The following is a 15,220-nucleotide window of genomic DNA, read 5'->3' as shown; positions in this document are numbered from 1 at the left end:
GGGACTTGCGCCCCGCCCTTGTTCCGCTCAGGTGACCAGGAAGAAGATGATGATCAGCCAGATCGGAACGCCGAGCAGCCAGAGTGCCAGACCTTTGAACATGGGTTTTCTCCTCTTTCTGCTGGTTTAGAAACGGCGGAACACGTCGGCAAACGCCGTGTTGCGATCGCGGTGATTGCCGCCCTTCTGCGCGGCCCAATAGGCGCCGATGGCCGAAACCAGCGAGGACGCGGCGATCAGGAAGGCCGCGATGATGGCCGTGTTGCGGGCAATGCGCGCCGCCTCGATGGCGTCCTGACGGGCCGCCTCGACATTGGCTTCCACCATATTGACCCGGGCCTGCGCCTCCTCTGGCGTGAGGCCGGTATTGGCGGCGACGACATTGGCGAGATAGGTCCGGTCTTCGCTCGAAATCGTGCCGTCGGTAAAGGCGGCCTGTGCGAAAATCCGGCCCGCTTCGTCGCGGGCAATACCCGGATCGACGGGTGTATTGGCGCGGAACAGGGTGTCGATGAAATAGGCGTTTGGATCGGTTGCCGACACGCTGTCCTCAGCCATGTTGGATGCGGCAATCGTGGCGGTGGATATGGCCTGGCCCGTGGCATTGGCGAGCGCGCCGACGCCGCTGAGCGCCAAGATTGCGCCGATGACCAGCGCGCCGCCCCAGACCAGCAGGCCATGGGCGCCGTCGCGCATGTCGCTTTCATCTTCACTGGCGTCGAAATGGCGCCGGCGCAGGCGTCCGGTGAGGTAGCCGCCGGCCATGAAGCTGGAAATCTGCACCCAGAGGAACCAGCTTGCCGCGCCGATGGCGACCAGAAAGGCCGGTGCGCCTTCGCGGGCCTCGAAGCCGACGAAATTGAGCCCGATGGCCGAGCCGAAGCTGATCAGCACCAGCGAAACGGCCGATGCAAAGACGATGCCGGCGAAAATGGCCGGCCAGTCGACATAGCTGGTTTCGTCGCGACCCGTGGCGACTTTTTCCACCACGGCAATGCCCGAACTTGTCTCTATGGTCATGGCTTTGTCCTTTCTGTCCGGGCGCTCAGGCGAGGCCGATAAAGGACAGAATGGCCATGACGATGACGACCAGACCGACGAGGTAGATGATGCTGTTCATGAAAAGCCCTCTTGTTTGTGACGCTGGTGGCAAGGCAACGGCAGAAAGGGCGTTTTTGTTCCGCCGCCTCGGCGCGGCGATTCTCGCTGGCTAGGCGGCCGCCACGTTCCGGCGCTGCGCCCGGAGGAAGGCGGCAATGAACGCGGCGCTCAGCAACAGCACGATGGTGGGCGCGGGGGCGCTGTCGAGGAAGAAGCTCAGATAGACGCCGAGCAGGCCACAACTCACCGAAATGGCCATGGCCAGAACCAGCATGACGCCGAAGCGGCGGCTGAGCAGGAAGGCGATGGCGCCCGGAGCGATCAGCAGGGCAATGACCAGGACGATCCCCACCGCCTGCAAGGCCCCGACAATGGTGAGCGAAATCAGCGCCAGGAGCCCGTAATGCAGGAGCCGCACCGGCAGGCCCATGACCCGCGCCTGTTGCGGATCGAAGATGAAGAGCATGAAGTCGCGCCATTTGGCGGCGATGATCAGGGCGACGATCAGGGCAATGATGGAGGATGTCAAAAGATCGTCCCGCCCGGTTCCCAGCATATTGCCAAACAGGATATGGTCGAGATGCACGTCCGTGCGGATCGCGGTATAGAGCACGATGCCCAGGCCAAAGAGGCCGGAAAAGACCACGCCCATGATCGTGTCTTCCTTGACCCGGCTGTTTTCCTTGAGAAAGCCCACCGAGAGCGCGCAGGCCATGCCGGCGCCGAAGGCCCCGATCCCGAGCGGCAGGCCGACGATATAGGCCAGTACCACGCCGGGCAGGATGGCATGGGAAATGGCGTCACCCATCAGCGACCAGCCCTTGAGGACGAGAAAGCAGGACAATAGGGCCGTCGGCACCGCCACCAATATCGCGATCCACATCGCCTGCACCATGAAGGGCAATTGGAAGGGCCAGAGCGCCATGTCATACCAGGCCATCAGCGCGTCTCCTCGGCGATGCGGCGGCGGGCGGCGAGCCAGCCATGGCGCGGGGCAAAGCAGAAGGCGGCGAGAAATACCAGCGTTTGCAGCACGACGATGACGCCGCCGGTGGCCCCGTCGAGGAAAAAGCTGAGATAGGCGCCAATGGCCGAGCAAAGAACGCCCAGCGCGATGGCGATGAGGATGAGGCGCGGGAAGCGGTCGGTCAAAAGATAGGCCGTAGCGCCCGGCGTCACCACCATGGCGATGACGAGAAAAGCGCCTACGGTCTGCATGGCGGCGACGGTGGCGGCGGCGAGCAGGGTGAAAAACACGATCCTGAGGGCTGTGGTGCGAATGCCGATGGAGCGGGCATGGCTCTCATCGAAGAAGGTGACCATCAGATCTTTCCAGATCACCAGCATGATGCCCAGCGTCACCACCGAGATCAGCACCAATTGCACGATGTCCTCGGGGGCGATGGCCAGGATATTGCCCAGAACGATGGTCTGGACATTGATCGGCACGGGCGACAGCGACACCATGAACAGGCCCAGCCCGAAAAAGCTGGTGAAAATCAGCCCGATCACCGCATCTTCGCGCAATCTGGTGCGCTGGGAGAGGAACAGCATGGCCCCGGCCGCCAGTCCGCCCGAGAGAAAGGCGCCGAGCGAAAAGGGCAGGCCCAGCATATAGGCGCCGGCCACGCCGGGCACGATGGCATGGGAAAGCGCGTCCCCGATCAGCGACCAGCCCTTGAGCATGAGATAGGCCGAGAGAAAAGCGCAGACCCCGCCCACCAGCGCCGACACCCAGATGGCATTGATCATATAGGTATAGGAAAAGGGCTCGAGCAGCAGCGCGATCATGTGTCTTCGCCCGATTGCTGGTGAATCTGTCGGCCTTTTTCGCCATAGAGCACCAGCGGGCGCTCGTCGTCGCTCAAGACCGACAGGCGACGAGGATCGTCATCGTCGTGCAGGCCGGAGCCGGAGAGCACGAAATGGCGCAATGTCCCGCCAAAGGCCTCTTCCAGCCGGTCGCGGGTAAACACCTGATCGGTCGGGCCCTGGGCCAGCACCGTGCCCTTGACCAGAACGGTGCGGTCGCAGAATTCGGGCACCGAGCCCAGATTGTGGGTGGAGACCAAAATGACCTTGCCCTCGTCGCGCAGCGCGCGCAGCAGGGCGATGATGGCCTCCTCGGTCTTGACGTCGACGCCGGTAAAGGGCTCGTCGAGGAGGATCACTTCGCCCTCCTGCGCCAGCGCCCGGGCCAGGAAGACGCGCTTGCGCTGGCCACCGGACAATTCCCCGATCTGGCGGCGGGCAAATTCGCTCATGCTGACCCGCGCCAGCGCCGCCGCGACCTTTTCCCGGTCGATGGGGCGGGGCATGCGCAGCATGTTCATATGCCCGAACCGGCCCATCATCACCACGTCCTCGACGAGGACGGGGAAATTCCAATCCACTTCCTCCGCTTGCGGCACATAGGCGACGAGGTTCCGCCTTTGCGCCTTTTTGCCCTCCTGCCCGAGAATGGAAATCGCGCCCGAGACCAGCGGCACGAAGCCCATAATGGCTTTGAAAAGGGTGGATTTGCCGGCGCCATTGACGCCGACCAGCGCGGTGATCGAGCCGCGTGGGGAAGAAAAGCTGGCCTTTTTGAGCGCCGTGGTGCCATTGCGATAGGCCACGGTAATGTCGTTGACCTCGATGCCGGGGCGGAGCTGGTTCACTCGGTCAATCCTGCGACAATGGTGCTGGTGGTAACCCGGAGCAGGTCGAGATAGCTCGGCACCGGCCCTTCGGGGCCGGACAGCGAATCCACATAGAGAACGCCGCCATAATTGATGCCGGTTTCGCGGGCCACCTGTTCGGCCGGCTTGGGGGAAATGGTGGATTCGGAAAAGATCACCCCGATCCTGTGCTCGCGCACCGCGTCGATCACCTGTCGCACCTGGCGCGGCGTGCCCTGCTGGTCGGCATTGATCGGCCAGAGATAAAGTTCCTTGAGCCCGAAATCGCGGGCCAGGTAGGAAAAGGCCCCCTCCGAGGTCACCAGCCAGCGCCGATCTTCGGGAATGGCGGCCAGCGCCGCGTGGATCGGAGCGACGGTCGCGGCGATCTCGGCCGAATAGGCGGCGGCATTGGCGGCGTAGATTTCGGCATTGGCTGGATCGATAGCGGCAAAGGCGGCGCGGATATTGTCGACATAGGTGAGGGCGTCGCTGGGCGACATCCAGGCATGGGGATTGGGTTTGCCCTCATAGGGCCCCTCACCGATGCCGATGGGCGTGATGCCCGTTGTGAGCACAGCGTCGGGCACATCGGGCAGGCTGTCGAGGAATTGGCCGAACCATTGTTCGAGATTGAGTCCGTTCCACAAGATGAGATCAGCGTCCTGCGCCGCCAGCAGATCGCCCGGCGTCGGCTGGTAATTGTGAATTTCGGCATCGGGCTTGGTGATGGAGACCACCTCGGCGGCGTCGCCCGCCACATTGCGCGCCATATCCGCCAGAATGGTGAAGGAGGTCACCGCCTTGATCCGCTCCGCTGCCATGACGGGTAGGGTGGCGCACAAGGCGACGGAGAGAAGCAGGGCGGAAACGAAGCGGCGGCGCATGAAAAGCTCCAATGGGAAGATTGGAGTGTTAGTGCTATTGACAATCATTTGCAACAAAAGAATGTCAGATAGTCTGGCGGGCCCGCGCGGGGATGGTCTAGCGGGTCGCCGCCCTGTCGCTGAGCCGCCGCGCCCGCGCGAACAGATAGCCCAGCGCCACCGCATAGAGCATAGTCTGCGGCACGACCCCGAACATTGCATTGCTGACCCCGAGCGTCGCCTGCCCGGTGACGAGGATCAGTGCCCCCAGGGCGATAGGCTGGTCGGCGCGCGCTGTTTCGTCGAGCAGCAGGGTGAGCGGCGCCAGCAGCAATAACAGCCAGGCGAAGAGGCCGATGCCCCCGGCCATGGCGGCAAAATTGGCCCAGTCGGCGTGGAGGTTTTCCAATTGATGCACTTGGGCAAAATCCGGATACAAGGCCCGGGCCGTATCCATCAATTGCCCAAAGCCGAGCCCGAAAACCGGGGAGCTTTTCAATGCATGGAGCGCGGAGGCGAACAGTGCGGCGCGAATGTCGTCCGAGCCGCCGGTGAAGCGGAAAATATCCATGGCGTTCAGCAAGCCGCTGACCCGGTCGCTGCCTTCCGACATGACGACGAGCAAGACAACGGCGCCGGCGAGCAAGGCACCGAGGATCGAAAAGCGCAGCACCCGATCCCGCCAGCCTCCGATCAAGAGATAAAGCATTGCGATCCCGGCCATGGCGAGCGCGCCGGCCAGGGGCCCCCTCGATCCCGATAGCGCCGTTGCAGCGACGCCGAGGATCGGACCGATGACGAAAATATAGCGCCAGGGCGAGGTCGTGGCGACGACACCGATTACCGACAGGCCTCCCACCATCGCCGCCAGCGACCCATAATGGATGGGATTATTGCCCAGCCCCACCCGGCCCATTTGCAGCACGAAGGCTTCATAGGCGCCGCCGGCCAATGCGATGGACACGGCGATGAGGCAGATAAGGGCGAATAGGACCGGCCCCGGAACATACCCGGCGCGTTTTCCGATCATGCCGAGCCCGATTGCCGTCAGCATGGGCAGCACGAAGACCGGGGCCATGAGGTCGGCTTCGCCCCGATAGACGAAGGGAATGGTCGCGCCGAGCAGGACAATGGCGCCGAGAATGGCGAGGGCCATGGGATGGTGCAGCACCGCACGGTCCGGCCTGCCCAGTGCGACCAGACCGATCGCCGCAATGCCCATGGAAACATAGGCGCCTGAATAGGCGGCGGCGCCCGGCGGCACGATGCCGGCGATCAGGGCAAGGAGGAGCAGGGCGCTGAAAACATTATGCATGAAAAGATCGCGGCAGGTCGGGATGGAATGTGACCCATAGCAGGAGCGGACATTTGTCAACCCTTGGCGCCTCTTGTCGGCCGGACCTGATCGCAGCCGGTCAGCGAGCGCCCGAGCCTGATACTGCCTTTGCAACGCGGTCGCATGATCGCGCGTTGCCTCCCTCATGCGCCTCCTCCGCCTCGCTTTTGCTGTCCCCTTGCTTGCCGCCGCGCCGCTGGCCGCCCAGGATATTTTGGGCCCGCTACAGCAATTGGTCGAAGATCTGGCGCCGGGGCGCAGCGCGCCCCAGCCAGCGCCGCCACCCATCCGCCCCTCCGATCCCACGCCACCCGACCAAAGGCCGATGGTGCGGGACGGAGAGCAGGCCGCACCCCGGACGGGCGTCGCAATGCCGCCTTTGCCCCGCCCCCGCCCCGAGGCAAGTAACGAGAGCACCGAGCGGGAACCCGCTGCGCCCGTCAGCGCGCCGCTGCCGGAAAAAGCCGGCCCCGATCAGGCCGCCGCTGCCGCCCCGCCCGACCGCCTCTACCAAACCGCCTGTCCGGCGCTGTTGAGCGGGGCGGTGATCGGCGAGATGCTGCCGCCTCTGGTCGAGGGGCGCTGCGGCGAACGCTCGCCTTTGCTGCTCACCGCCATCAGGGCGAATGGCCGGGAAATTGCCCTCTCTTCGCCCATCACCACCAATTGCGCCATGGCCGGGGCGCTCGCCGATTGGGTGGGTGAGGTCGATGCCTATGCCGGGGCTCGGCTCGACCATGCCCTTCTCCGGCTCGAAGCCGGCACCTCGACGATGTGCCGCAACCGCGTTGGCGAGGGCAACGGCTTCATGTCCGAACACGGTTTCGCCAATGCACTGGACCTCAGCGGCTTCACGCTCGACAATGGACAGACCATTGCCGTCGAAAACGATTGGTTGCCCGCCGCGACGCCGGAAGCTCTTTTGCTGCGCCAGGCCCATGGTGCGGCCTGCGCGCGCTTTACCACCGTGCTGGGCCCAGACGCCAATGCGGACCATTCCGATCATTTCCATCTCGATCTGGCTTGCCATGGCCAGGCCTGCACAGCGCGGATCTGCGAATAGGGGGTGACGTGACAGCGGGAGGAAATTGCGCAATTTGCGTAAACGGCGCTTCAATCATTGCGCCTATCGGGGCATGTTCTGCGCGATAGACGCAACTTTCTGTCTATGCTCTGCTAGCATCATTGCGTTTTCGGGGGGTGTTCATGGACGACGTGATTATTCTGGGCGCGGGCATTGTCGGCATTGCCACCGGCATTCACCTGTTGCGGCGCGGCCGCAGCGTGACGCTGGTGGACAAGAATGCGCCGGGCCGCGAAACCTCCTTTGGCAATGCCGGCATCATCCAGCGCGAAGGGGTGCGGCCCCATGCCTTCCCGCGCGATCTGCAGACACTGCTGCAGGTCGGGCTGCATCTCTCCACCGCGGCGCGCTATGAGCCGCTGGCCCTGCCCAAGCTGGCGCCGCCGCTCTTGCGCTATTGGTGGGAATCCTCCCCCGACCACTACCGCAAAGTGGTCCAATCCTACGCGCCCCTGATCGGGCGTTCGATCCTTACCCATGACGATTTGATCAAGGCTTCCGGCCCCGAGGCTGAAAAGCTGATTTCCCGCTATGGCTGGCATCTCGCTTTCCGCAGCGCGGCCAAGCTGGACCAGGAAGTGGTCAAGGCCGAGGCCGACCATGTCCAGTTCGGCATCGGCTTCAAACTGCTGGATTGGGATAGCCTCAAGGCGGTCGAACCGAATCTCATCGGTGGCCTGGCCGGCGCCATTCACTGGACCGATCCCTGGACGGTGCGCGATCCCGGCGCGCTGGTCAGCGCCTATTTCGACCTGTTCGAGAAACTGGGCGGATCATTCGTGCGCGGCGCCGCCAGCGCCCTCGGCCAGCAGGACAAGGGCTGGAGCGTCACGGTCGATGGCCAGATGCTGCGGGCCCATCAGGCGGTGATCGCGCTCGGCCCCTGGGCCCCCGACATGCTGGAGCCCCTGGGCTATCGCCTGCCGCTCTTCGTCAAGCGCGGCTATCACATGCATTATCGCGCGCCAGAGGGCGTGGTGCTCAATCACCTCCTGCTCGATCCCGAAGTGGGCTACGCCATGGCGCCGATGGCGGCCGGCATCCGCATCACCACCGGCGCGGAATTTGCCATGCGCGACGCCAAACCGACGCCGATCCAGCTCGGCAAGGCCGAAAAGGCGGCGCGCGAATTGTTCCCGCTGGGCGAGCGGCTCGATCCGCAGCCCTGGAAGGGCGCGCGGCCCTGCACGCCCGACATGATGCCGATCATTTCTGCCGCACCCCGGCATGAGGGTCTTTATGTCGGCATCGGCCACGCCCATCACGGCTTTACCCTGGGCCCTGCAACCGGCGAATTGCTGGCGCAGATGATGACGGGCGAAGCCACCGCCATCGATGTGAAACCCTTCCGCATGGGCCGGTTCATGGGCGCCTGAGGCCCAAACTCGGCTCCCGCCTGCGCCATTGCCGGGCTTGTCCCGGCAATCCTCCATGCCGATCCCCGGCACGGGAGAAGGGCCTTTCCCGGATCAGGCCGGGAAAGGTCGGTTCATACAGGGAGCGTTGGGCTCACTTCATCATATGGCCGGAATGATCCTCGGCCGGCGCGGCGGCGGCTGCGCTGCCCACGGCCAGGCTGACCGCGACGGGCCCGGCCTTGGCGAAGTTGAGCGTCACCTCGACGCTCTCGCCCTCCACCAGCGGCGCCTTGAGGCCCATGAACATGATGTGGAAGCCGCCCGGCTTGAGCGTGACGCTTTCGCCCGCTGGCAATACTACCCCGTCCGTCAGCTGGCGCATCTTCATCACATTGCCGTCCATGGCCATTTCATGGATCTGGGTCTCCTTGGCCACGTCCGAACTGGCCGAGACCAGCACGTCGTCCGCGCTGCCATTATTGGTCAGTGTCAGGAAGCCGCCGGCCACCGGCGCATTGGGCAGGGTGGCGCGGGTGAAGGCCCCGGAAATGGCGATGTCGCCGACGGTGACGGCGTTCGTGGGCGCGTCTTGGTGATGGTCATCATGAGCGTGTTGTGCGCCCGCGACCAGCCGCACTTTCGGCGCCGGCATCTCGCCATTGCCGCCGATATCGGTCCAGGCCTCCTGGCCATTGGCGCATTCCTGGATGGCCGGGAAATACATGTCGCCCGGCTCCAGCCGATCGGCAAAGGTGCCGACAAAGACGAATTCATCGTAGAAATCGCTGGCCAGATCGCCGCCCGACCAGATGATTTCGGTGACGCCCTGGCTCACCTCTTCGCCATGATTGCGATAAATATGCTGATAGGGGCCGGTCAGGGTCTCGAGCGTCCAGCCGGCCTTGGGCATCGGCTTGACCGCATAGAACCCTTCGGGAATCTGGATGCGGATCGTGTGGGTGGCCTCCGCGCCGCAGCCATGGGGCACGCGCAGTGCCGCCCGGAAGGACGCGCCGATTTCGGCCTCCTGCACCAAAAAGCTCGAATGGGCCATTGCGGGGGCCGACAAGGCGGCAAGCAGGGTCGCGGTCAGCGCCGCACCGGTAACAGAACGGATCATGTGATGATCTCCAGTCAAAAGGTCTGATCGGGCGGCAGGCCGCCATTGATGAGTTCAGGCCGTGACGGGTGGTGCGCGCGATTGTCCGATATGCGGCGGCAGGCCGGGACCGGCTGTGTGGAAATCGAACGCCGGACGGAACACGCCGGACCGGATCGGCGGCGCGATGCGCAGGGCCGGCGGCAAGGCCGGGATCAGCGATTGCTTGGCGATGGACATGGCCGGGCATGTCAGCGCTGCCGGAAGCGGCTCGTCCTCGCCATTTTCACTCATGTCGCCGCACAGGGACCAGGCGCTGAGCGTCGAATAGCCGATGGCATTGAGGTCGCGTTGCAGGCCGGACGCCTGATGCAGCGGCAGGAGCAGCGTCAGCAGGTAAAGCGCGAGCACGGCCAAAGCCGCGCCGGTTTCGCGCATTAATCTCTGCTGGTTCTGAGCCATCATCGTCCTCGCCTTGCTGGCATAGCCTGCCACTGGCCTGTTCTCAAGCCATCATGCCCGTCTCGCGCGGTCCCCATATTGTCGCAGCGCAAGAAAGCCATTGCTTCAAGCCAGAAATGGTTTTAGCGATAATTTGGAATGGTTCTAATCTATGAGGGCGTCATGTTCCGTTTCTGGCCTGATAATCGCCGCGATTTCTCCACCCTGTCCGAGCGCGAAATCCTCTCCCTGGCCATTGCCGCCGAGGAGGAGGATGGGCGCATCTATTCCGAATATGCGACGCGTCTGGGCGAGCTTTATCCGGGCAGCGCCGCCCTGTTCGAGGGCATGGCCGCCGAGGAGGACGAGCATCGCCGCCGCCTGCTCGATCTGTATGTCGCCCGCTTCGGCCAGCGCCTGGTGCCCATTCGCCGTGAGCATGTGCGCGGCTTTCTCGAGCACAAGCCGCTCTGGCTGCAAAAGAGCCTGACACTGGATCAGGCGCGCCAGCAGGTCTGGGAAATGGAGGAGGGGGCCTATCGCTTCTACCTCGCCGCCGCCGACCAGGTGAGCGATGCCGGCATCCGCAAGCTCCTGGGCGATCTGGCCGCCGCCGAAAAGGGCCATGCACGACGCGCCGATCAGATCGATGCCGAGGTTCTGGGCCCCGAAGGCCGGGAGGAGGAGGCGGCGCAGTCTCATCGCCAATTCGTCCTCACCTATGTGCAGCCCGGTCTTGCCGGGCTGATGGACGGCTCGGTCTCCACTCTGGCCCCGGTCTTTGCTGCCGCCTTCGCCACCGGCGACACCCACCAGACCTTTCTGGTCGGGCTGGCTGCGGCCGTGGGCGCCGGCATTTCCATGGGCTTTACCGAGGCGGCTTCCGACGATGGCAAGCTCACCGGGCGCGGCTCGCCGCTGAAGCGCGGCCTTGCCGCCGGCATCATGACCGCCATTGGCGGGCTGGGCCACGCTCTGCCATATCTCATCCCCGATTTCTGGCTGGCCACCAGCGTCGCGGCCATCGTCGTGGTGATCGAACTCTGGGCCATTGCCTGGATCCAGAAGCGCTATATGCAGACCCCGTTCTGGCGCGCGGTCCTGCAGGTGGTGCTGGGCGGCGGGCTGGTCTTTGCCGCCGGCATTCTCATCGGCAGCTTCTGACGCCCCGCCCCCGGGCGCACGCGGCGCCAAAGCAAACGGGCGGGGATCGCTCCCCGCCCGCTTTTACTGCATATCGCGCCGCTTACTTGAGGCCGTCGGTGACCACGCTCGTATAGGCGCCGGTCGGCTCGGCCTTGATGATGCCCTGGTCGAGCAGCGCCTTGACCGTGCGCTCATAGGTGGTCATGTCCAGCGCCGGGTCGAACGCATCGACCAGCTTGGAGACTTCGCCGACCATATAGAATTGCAGGTCATATTCGGCGCCGCCAGTCTCGTCGGCATCCACCACGATCTGGGCAGCCTCATCGGGATGGTCCATGGCATATTGCCAGCCCTTCATCGAGGCCTTCACGAAGCGGGTATAGGCGTCCACCTTGGCCGGATCGTCGAGGCTGTCTTCCATGACATAGAGGCCGTCTTCGAGCAGGTCATTGCCCATTTCGGTATAGTTGAAGATGGTGAGATTGTCGGGGCCATAACCGGCCTGGAGCGCCTGACCGAACTCGTTATAGGTCATGACCGAGATGCAGTCGGCCTGGCCCTGGATCATCGGCTGAATGTCGAAGCTCTGCTGCAGGACCGTCACCCCGCCTTCCGAGCCGTCGGTGGCCAGGCCCAGCTTGTTCATCCAGGCAAAGAACGGATATTCATTGCCGAAGAACCACACGCCCAGCGTATGGCCGGGGAAATCGGCTTCCGAGGTGATGCCGGTTTCGGTGGGGCAGATCATCATCAGGCCCGAACGCTTGTAGGGCTGGGCGATATTGACCAGCGGCACCCCGCTTTCGCGCGCCGCCATGCCGGCTGCCATCCAGGTGACGATGATGTCGGCGCCGCCGCCGGCGATCACCTGTTCGGGGGCGATATTGGGGCCGCCGGGCAGGATGGTGAGATCGAGGTTTTCCTCGTCATAAAAACCCTTGGCCTCGGCGACGAGGTAGCCGGCGAACTGGGCCTGCGTCACCCATTTGAGCTGCAAGGTCAGGGCATCGGCCGCCAGCGCCCCCGCGGCGCCGCTCAGCAGCAGCGTGCCCGCCATCAATCCCGTGATCAGTTTTTTCATTGTGTTTCCCTTTTCCCTTTTACGCCCGTCCACCACGGACAGACGGATGCCAGAAAGTGACGCCCCTTTCTATGAGGGCGATCACTCCGTAGAAGGCGGACCCCGCGACCGCCGCAACAGCGATCTCCGCCCAGACCAGGTCGATGGCGAGACGCCCCACCCCGGTCGATATCCGGAAGCCCATTCCCACAACGGGCGTCCCGAAGAATTCTGCTACGATTGCGCCGATCAAGGCCAGAGTCGAGTTGATCTTGAGGGCGTTGAAGATGAAGGGGCCAGCGGCGGGCAGCCTGAGCTTCATTAGCGTCTGCCAATAGGAGGCGGCATAGGTGCTCATCAGGTCGCGTTCCATGGCGGAAGCGGCATTGAGCCCGGCGACGGTGTTGACCAGCATGGGAAAGAAGGTCATGGCGACGACGACGGCCGCCTTGCTCTGCCAGTCGAAGCCGAACCACATCACCATGATCGGGGCGATGCCGATAATGGGCAGCGCCGACATGAAATTGCCGATCGGCAACAAGCCCGCCTTGAGGAAGGGCGAGCGGTCCACCGCGATGGCGACGAGGAGACCTGCGAGGCACCCGATGGCATAGCCGGGCAGCACCGACTTGATGAAGGTCTGGACGAAATCGGCCCAGAGAATGCCGGTTTCCGCCATGAAGCGCGCGGCGATGGACGAGGGCGGCGGCAACAGCACCGGCGGCACATTGGCCCCGCGCGTCACCACTTCCCATACCGCCAAGAGCGCCAACCCGAACATGATGGGAATGACGAGGCCGATGCCGCTTTCGGGCAGGGTGCCGGCGCGGATCGCCGCCGAGAGCCGCTCGACGAAGAGCCAGGCAAAGGCCCAGGCCGACACCAGCGCCAGCCAGTAATGGCCCGGCATGCCGCCTTCGGGCAGCGCCACGATCAGCGCCGCCGCGCCGAACAGGGTCAGCGCCCCATCGACCCAGAGGCTGACGGGGAAAAAGTGCCGCAAAAGCGTCGCCCCGGCCAGGGCGAAGAACAGCGCCAATAGCGGCGCTGCGCCGAGATTGGGGAGGCTGAAGGCCAGCCCAGCGAGGGCAGCAAGGCCGCCGATCCAGGCGAGGGTCTGCTGCAACAGGGTGAGCGTTTTCATGCGCGTGCTCCCATCCGGCCATTCACCCATTTTTCGGCGCTCCCCACAATGGCGACGAGCAGGGCGGCGAGCCCGGCGGCGATGAACAAGGCTGCCCAGATCTGGATGGTCTGGCCATTATAGGAGCCGGTGAGCAGGCGCACGCCCAGCCCGCCGCCCGAAGCGTTGGAGAGTTCGGCCACCACCGCCCCGATCAGTGAAATGGCGATGCCCACCTTCATCGAGGCGAACAGGAACGGCATGGCGGCGGGCCAGCGCAGCTTCCAGAACACCTGCCAGCCACTGGCGTCATAGGTGCGCATCAGGTCGAGCTGGATGGATTCGGGCGAGCGCAGGCCCTTGACCATGCCGACCACGACCGGAAAAAACGACAGATACATCGAGATCAGCGATTTGGGGACCAGTCCGGTCAGCCCCACCGCGCCCAGCCCCACCACCACCATGGGTGCCACGGCGAGGATCGGAATGGTCTGGCTGGCGATGATCCAGGGCATGAGCGAGCGGTCCGAGGCATCGTTATGGATGATGGCCACGGCCAGCAGCACCCCCAGCGCCGTGCCGAACACGAAGCCGAGCAGGGTCGTCGAGAGCGTGATCCAGCCGTGATAGGCCAGCGAGCGGCGCGAGGTGATCTCCAGCGCGATGGTGGCGTTCCAGATTTCGGTGACCACCTGATGGGGAGCCGGCAGCACCGGCTTGTCCTGCGCCCAGGTCTGTTGCGCAAAGGTGACGAAGGGCACGTCGGTGAGCCCGGCGCGATTGTTCAGCGTGTTCTGCCAGGGCGCGTTCATGTGAATGGCCATGGCATACCAGAACAGGATAATGGCCAGAAGAATGGTGAGGACGGGGATGATGCGGGTCATGAAATCACCACCTCCACCAGAGGCATTGGCCTAAAGCCCCTCCCCATCACACATGCTCCTCGTCATAGGAATGCCCGGCCCTGAGGCCGTCGCGCACCCGCGCCGCGATGGCGAGGAATTCGGGACTTTCGCGGATGTCGAGCGGTCTTTCGCGCGGCAGGGTGCTTTCGATGATGTCCGTCACCCGGCCGGGGCGCGGCGACATCACCACGATCTTGGTCGAGAGATAGACCGCTTCGGGGATCGAATGGGTGACGAAGCAGATGGTTTTCTGCGTGCGTTCCCAGAGCTTGAGCAATTCGGAATTGAGATGGTCGCGCACGATCTCGTCCAGCGCGCCGAACGGCTCGTCCATCAGCAGCAGGTCGGCGTCGAAGGAGAGGGCGCGGGCGATGGAGGCGCGCTGCTGCATGCCCCCGGAAAGCTGCCAGGGATATTTCTTCTCAAAGCCCGACAGATTGACCAGTTCCAGCGTCCGCTTCACCCGTTCGGCCTGTTCGCTCGCGCCATAGCCCATGATTTCGAGCGGCAGAGCGACGTTCTTCTCGATCGTCCGCCAGGGATAGAGCGCGGCGGCCTGGAACACATAGCCATAGGCCCGGGCCTTGCGGGCCGCTTCGGCGCTCATGCCATTGACGCTCAGCGTTCCTGATGTCGGCTTTTCAAGATCGGCAATAGTGCGCAGGAACGTGGTCTTGCCGCAGCCGGAAGGGCCGATAAAGGAGACGAAGTCGCCCTTTTCGATGGTGAGGTTCACATCGCTCAGCGCGACGATGTCGCCGTCGCCCGAGGGGAAGGTGAGGCCAAGATGTTCGGCGCGGACAACGGCAATGCCCGGCCCGGCCGAGCCTCCCGCTGCATGATTGGACGACGTTTCGGACAAAAGTTCAGCCCCTCTAGGTGTTCTTCTTCGGCCGGCTCAGGCCGTCACATGGACGGCCCTGCCGGTTGCGCTTGCCTGCGGCAAGAGTGATTGCAAGACCCATGCCGATCCCGGAAAAGCGGGATTTTTTGCTCCCTGCCATTCCGCTCCCTTCGGCCTGTGCCTTCTTTTTCAGCAGC

At 64.1% G+C, this 15,220-nt stretch carries 15 protein-coding genes; 3 read left to right on the top strand and 12 right to left on the bottom strand.

Annotation, left to right across the window (positions count from 1 at the left end; genetic code table 11):
* Positions 1 to 126 precede the first annotated feature (126 nt).
* The 6 genes from H0482_RS09975 to H0482_RS09950 form a co-directional block, all read right to left on the bottom strand.
* Positions 127 to 1,020 carry a hypothetical protein gene (locus tag H0482_RS09975; RefSeq protein WP_193729905.1) on the bottom strand — a complete coding sequence of 298 codons (894 nt, stop codon included), beginning with the start codon at positions 1,018 to 1,020 and terminating at the stop codon, positions 127 to 129.
* A 190-nt stretch (positions 1,021 to 1,210) separates the two neighbouring features.
* Positions 1,211 to 2,041: a metal ABC transporter permease gene (locus tag H0482_RS09970; RefSeq protein WP_230989562.1), complete on the bottom strand. Its 831-nt coding sequence runs from the start codon at positions 2,039 to 2,041 to the stop codon at positions 1,211 to 1,213.
* A complete protein-coding gene (locus H0482_RS09965; protein WP_193729904.1) occupies positions 2,041 to 2,892 on the bottom strand; it encodes a metal ABC transporter permease in 852 nt (283 codons plus the stop codon). Before H0482_RS09965 ends, H0482_RS09970 begins: the two co-directional genes overlap by 1 nt.
* The gene (locus H0482_RS09960; RefSeq protein WP_193729903.1) at positions 2,889 to 3,761 is read right to left on the bottom strand and encodes a manganese/iron ABC transporter ATP-binding protein; all 873 of its coding nucleotides are present in this window, start codon (positions 3,759 to 3,761) and stop codon (positions 2,889 to 2,891) included. The genes H0482_RS09965 and H0482_RS09960 overlap by 4 nt, the downstream gene beginning before the upstream one ends.
* A complete protein-coding gene (locus H0482_RS16580; RefSeq protein ID WP_193729902.1) occupies positions 3,758 to 4,648 on the bottom strand; it encodes a metal ABC transporter substrate-binding protein in 891 nt (296 codons plus the stop codon). Before H0482_RS16580 ends, H0482_RS09960 begins: the two co-directional genes overlap by 4 nt.
* Before the next feature lie 97 nt (positions 4,649 to 4,745).
* Positions 4,746 to 5,942 carry an O-antigen ligase family protein gene (locus tag H0482_RS09950; RefSeq protein WP_193729901.1) on the bottom strand — a complete coding sequence of 399 codons (1,197 nt, stop codon included), beginning with the start codon at positions 5,940 to 5,942 and terminating at the stop codon, positions 4,746 to 4,748.
* A 166-nt stretch (positions 5,943 to 6,108) separates the two neighbouring features.
* Between H0482_RS09950 and H0482_RS09945 the strand changes: the two genes are divergently transcribed.
* Both H0482_RS09945 and H0482_RS09940 read left to right on the top strand, forming a co-directional pair.
* A complete protein-coding gene (locus H0482_RS09945; RefSeq protein WP_193729900.1) occupies positions 6,109 to 7,026 on the top strand; it encodes an extensin-like domain-containing protein in 918 nt (305 codons plus the stop codon).
* A 143-nt stretch (positions 7,027 to 7,169) separates the two neighbouring features.
* Complete coding sequence (locus H0482_RS09940) at positions 7,170 to 8,423, top strand: NAD(P)/FAD-dependent oxidoreductase (RefSeq protein WP_193729899.1); 1,254 nt, start codon at positions 7,170 to 7,172, stop codon at positions 8,421 to 8,423.
* A gap of 133 nt (positions 8,424 to 8,556) precedes the next feature.
* Here H0482_RS09940 and H0482_RS09935 read toward each other — a convergent pair whose 3' ends face one another.
* Positions 8,557 to 9,525, bottom strand: coding sequence for a copper chaperone PCu(A)C (locus H0482_RS09935; RefSeq protein WP_193729898.1), 969 nt, complete (start codon positions 9,523 to 9,525; stop codon positions 8,557 to 8,559).
* 54 nt (positions 9,526 to 9,579) lie between these two features.
* Positions 9,580 to 9,999, bottom strand: a complete 420-nt coding sequence (locus H0482_RS09930) for a hypothetical protein (RefSeq protein WP_193729897.1) — start codon at positions 9,997 to 9,999, stop codon at positions 9,580 to 9,582.
* A gap of 105 nt (positions 10,000 to 10,104) precedes the next feature.
* Between H0482_RS09930 and mbfA the strand changes: the two genes are divergently transcribed.
* A complete protein-coding gene (gene mbfA / locus H0482_RS09925) occupies positions 10,105 to 11,109 on the top strand; it encodes an iron exporter MbfA (RefSeq protein ID WP_407925712.1) in 1,005 nt (334 codons plus the stop codon).
* An 82-nt stretch (positions 11,110 to 11,191) separates the two neighbouring features.
* On the opposite strand, the gene H0482_RS09920 is transcribed toward mbfA, so the two are convergent.
* The 4 genes from H0482_RS09920 to H0482_RS09905 are packed head-to-tail and all read right to left on the bottom strand — an operon-like array spanning position 11,192 to position 15,041.
* Positions 11,192 to 12,172: an ABC transporter substrate-binding protein gene (locus tag H0482_RS09920; protein WP_193729896.1), complete on the bottom strand. Its 981-nt coding sequence runs from the start codon at positions 12,170 to 12,172 to the stop codon at positions 11,192 to 11,194.
* Between the two features lie 19 nt (positions 12,173 to 12,191).
* Positions 12,192 to 13,280 carry an ABC transporter permease gene (locus tag H0482_RS09915; RefSeq protein WP_407925714.1) on the bottom strand — a complete coding sequence of 363 codons (1,089 nt, stop codon included), beginning with the start codon at positions 13,278 to 13,280 and terminating at the stop codon, positions 12,192 to 12,194.
* A gap of 11 nt (positions 13,281 to 13,291) precedes the next feature.
* Positions 13,292 to 14,158: an ABC transporter permease gene (locus H0482_RS09910; RefSeq protein WP_193729894.1), complete on the bottom strand. Its 867-nt coding sequence runs from the start codon at positions 14,156 to 14,158 to the stop codon at positions 13,292 to 13,294.
* Between the two features lie 46 nt (positions 14,159 to 14,204).
* A complete protein-coding gene (locus H0482_RS09905; RefSeq protein WP_210319143.1) occupies positions 14,205 to 15,041 on the bottom strand; it encodes an ABC transporter ATP-binding protein in 837 nt (278 codons plus the stop codon).
* Positions 15,042 to 15,220 lie beyond the last annotated feature (179 nt).

Origin of the sequence: Devosia faecipullorum, assembly GCF_015158295.1 — a bacterium.
GTDB classification, from domain to species: domain Bacteria; phylum Pseudomonadota; class Alphaproteobacteria; order Rhizobiales; family Devosiaceae; genus Devosia; species Devosia faecipullorum.
Note: the sequence above shows the minus strand (reverse complement) of the source record. Positions and strands in the feature narration are given on the sequence as shown.

Excerpts from the sequence above, each read along its gene's own strand:
- H0482_RS09975 (WP_193729905.1), bottom strand. The coding sequence starts at position 1,020 with ATGACCATAGAGACAAGTTCGGGCATTGCCGTGGTGGAAAAAGTCGCC.
- H0482_RS09970 (WP_230989562.1), bottom strand. The coding sequence starts at position 2,041 with ATGGCCTGGTATGACATGGCGCTCTGGCCCTTCCAATTGCCCTTCATG.
- H0482_RS09965 (WP_193729904.1), bottom strand. The coding sequence starts at position 2,892 with ATGATCGCGCTGCTGCTCGAGCCCTTTTCCTATACCTATATGATCAAT.
- H0482_RS16580 (WP_193729902.1), bottom strand. The coding sequence starts at position 4,648 with ATGCGCCGCCGCTTCGTTTCCGCCCTGCTTCTCTCCGTCGCCTTGTGC.
- H0482_RS09950 (WP_193729901.1), bottom strand. The coding sequence starts at position 5,942 with ATGCATAATGTTTTCAGCGCCCTGCTCCTCCTTGCCCTGATCGCCGGC.
- H0482_RS09945 (WP_193729900.1), top strand. The coding sequence starts at position 6,109 with ATGCGCCTCCTCCGCCTCGCTTTTGCTGTCCCCTTGCTTGCCGCCGCG.
- H0482_RS09940 (WP_193729899.1), top strand. The coding sequence starts at position 7,170 with ATGGACGACGTGATTATTCTGGGCGCGGGCATTGTCGGCATTGCCACC.
- H0482_RS09935 (WP_193729898.1), bottom strand. The coding sequence starts at position 9,525 with ATGATCCGTTCTGTTACCGGTGCGGCGCTGACCGCGACCCTGCTTGCC.
- mbfA (WP_407925712.1), top strand. The coding sequence starts at position 10,105 with ATGGTTCTAATCTATGAGGGCGTCATGTTCCGTTTCTGGCCTGATAAT.
- H0482_RS09920 (WP_193729896.1), bottom strand. The coding sequence starts at position 12,172 with ATGAAAAAACTGATCACGGGATTGATGGCGGGCACGCTGCTGCTGAGC.
- H0482_RS09910 (WP_193729894.1), bottom strand. The coding sequence starts at position 14,158 with ATGACCCGCATCATCCCCGTCCTCACCATTCTTCTGGCCATTATCCTG.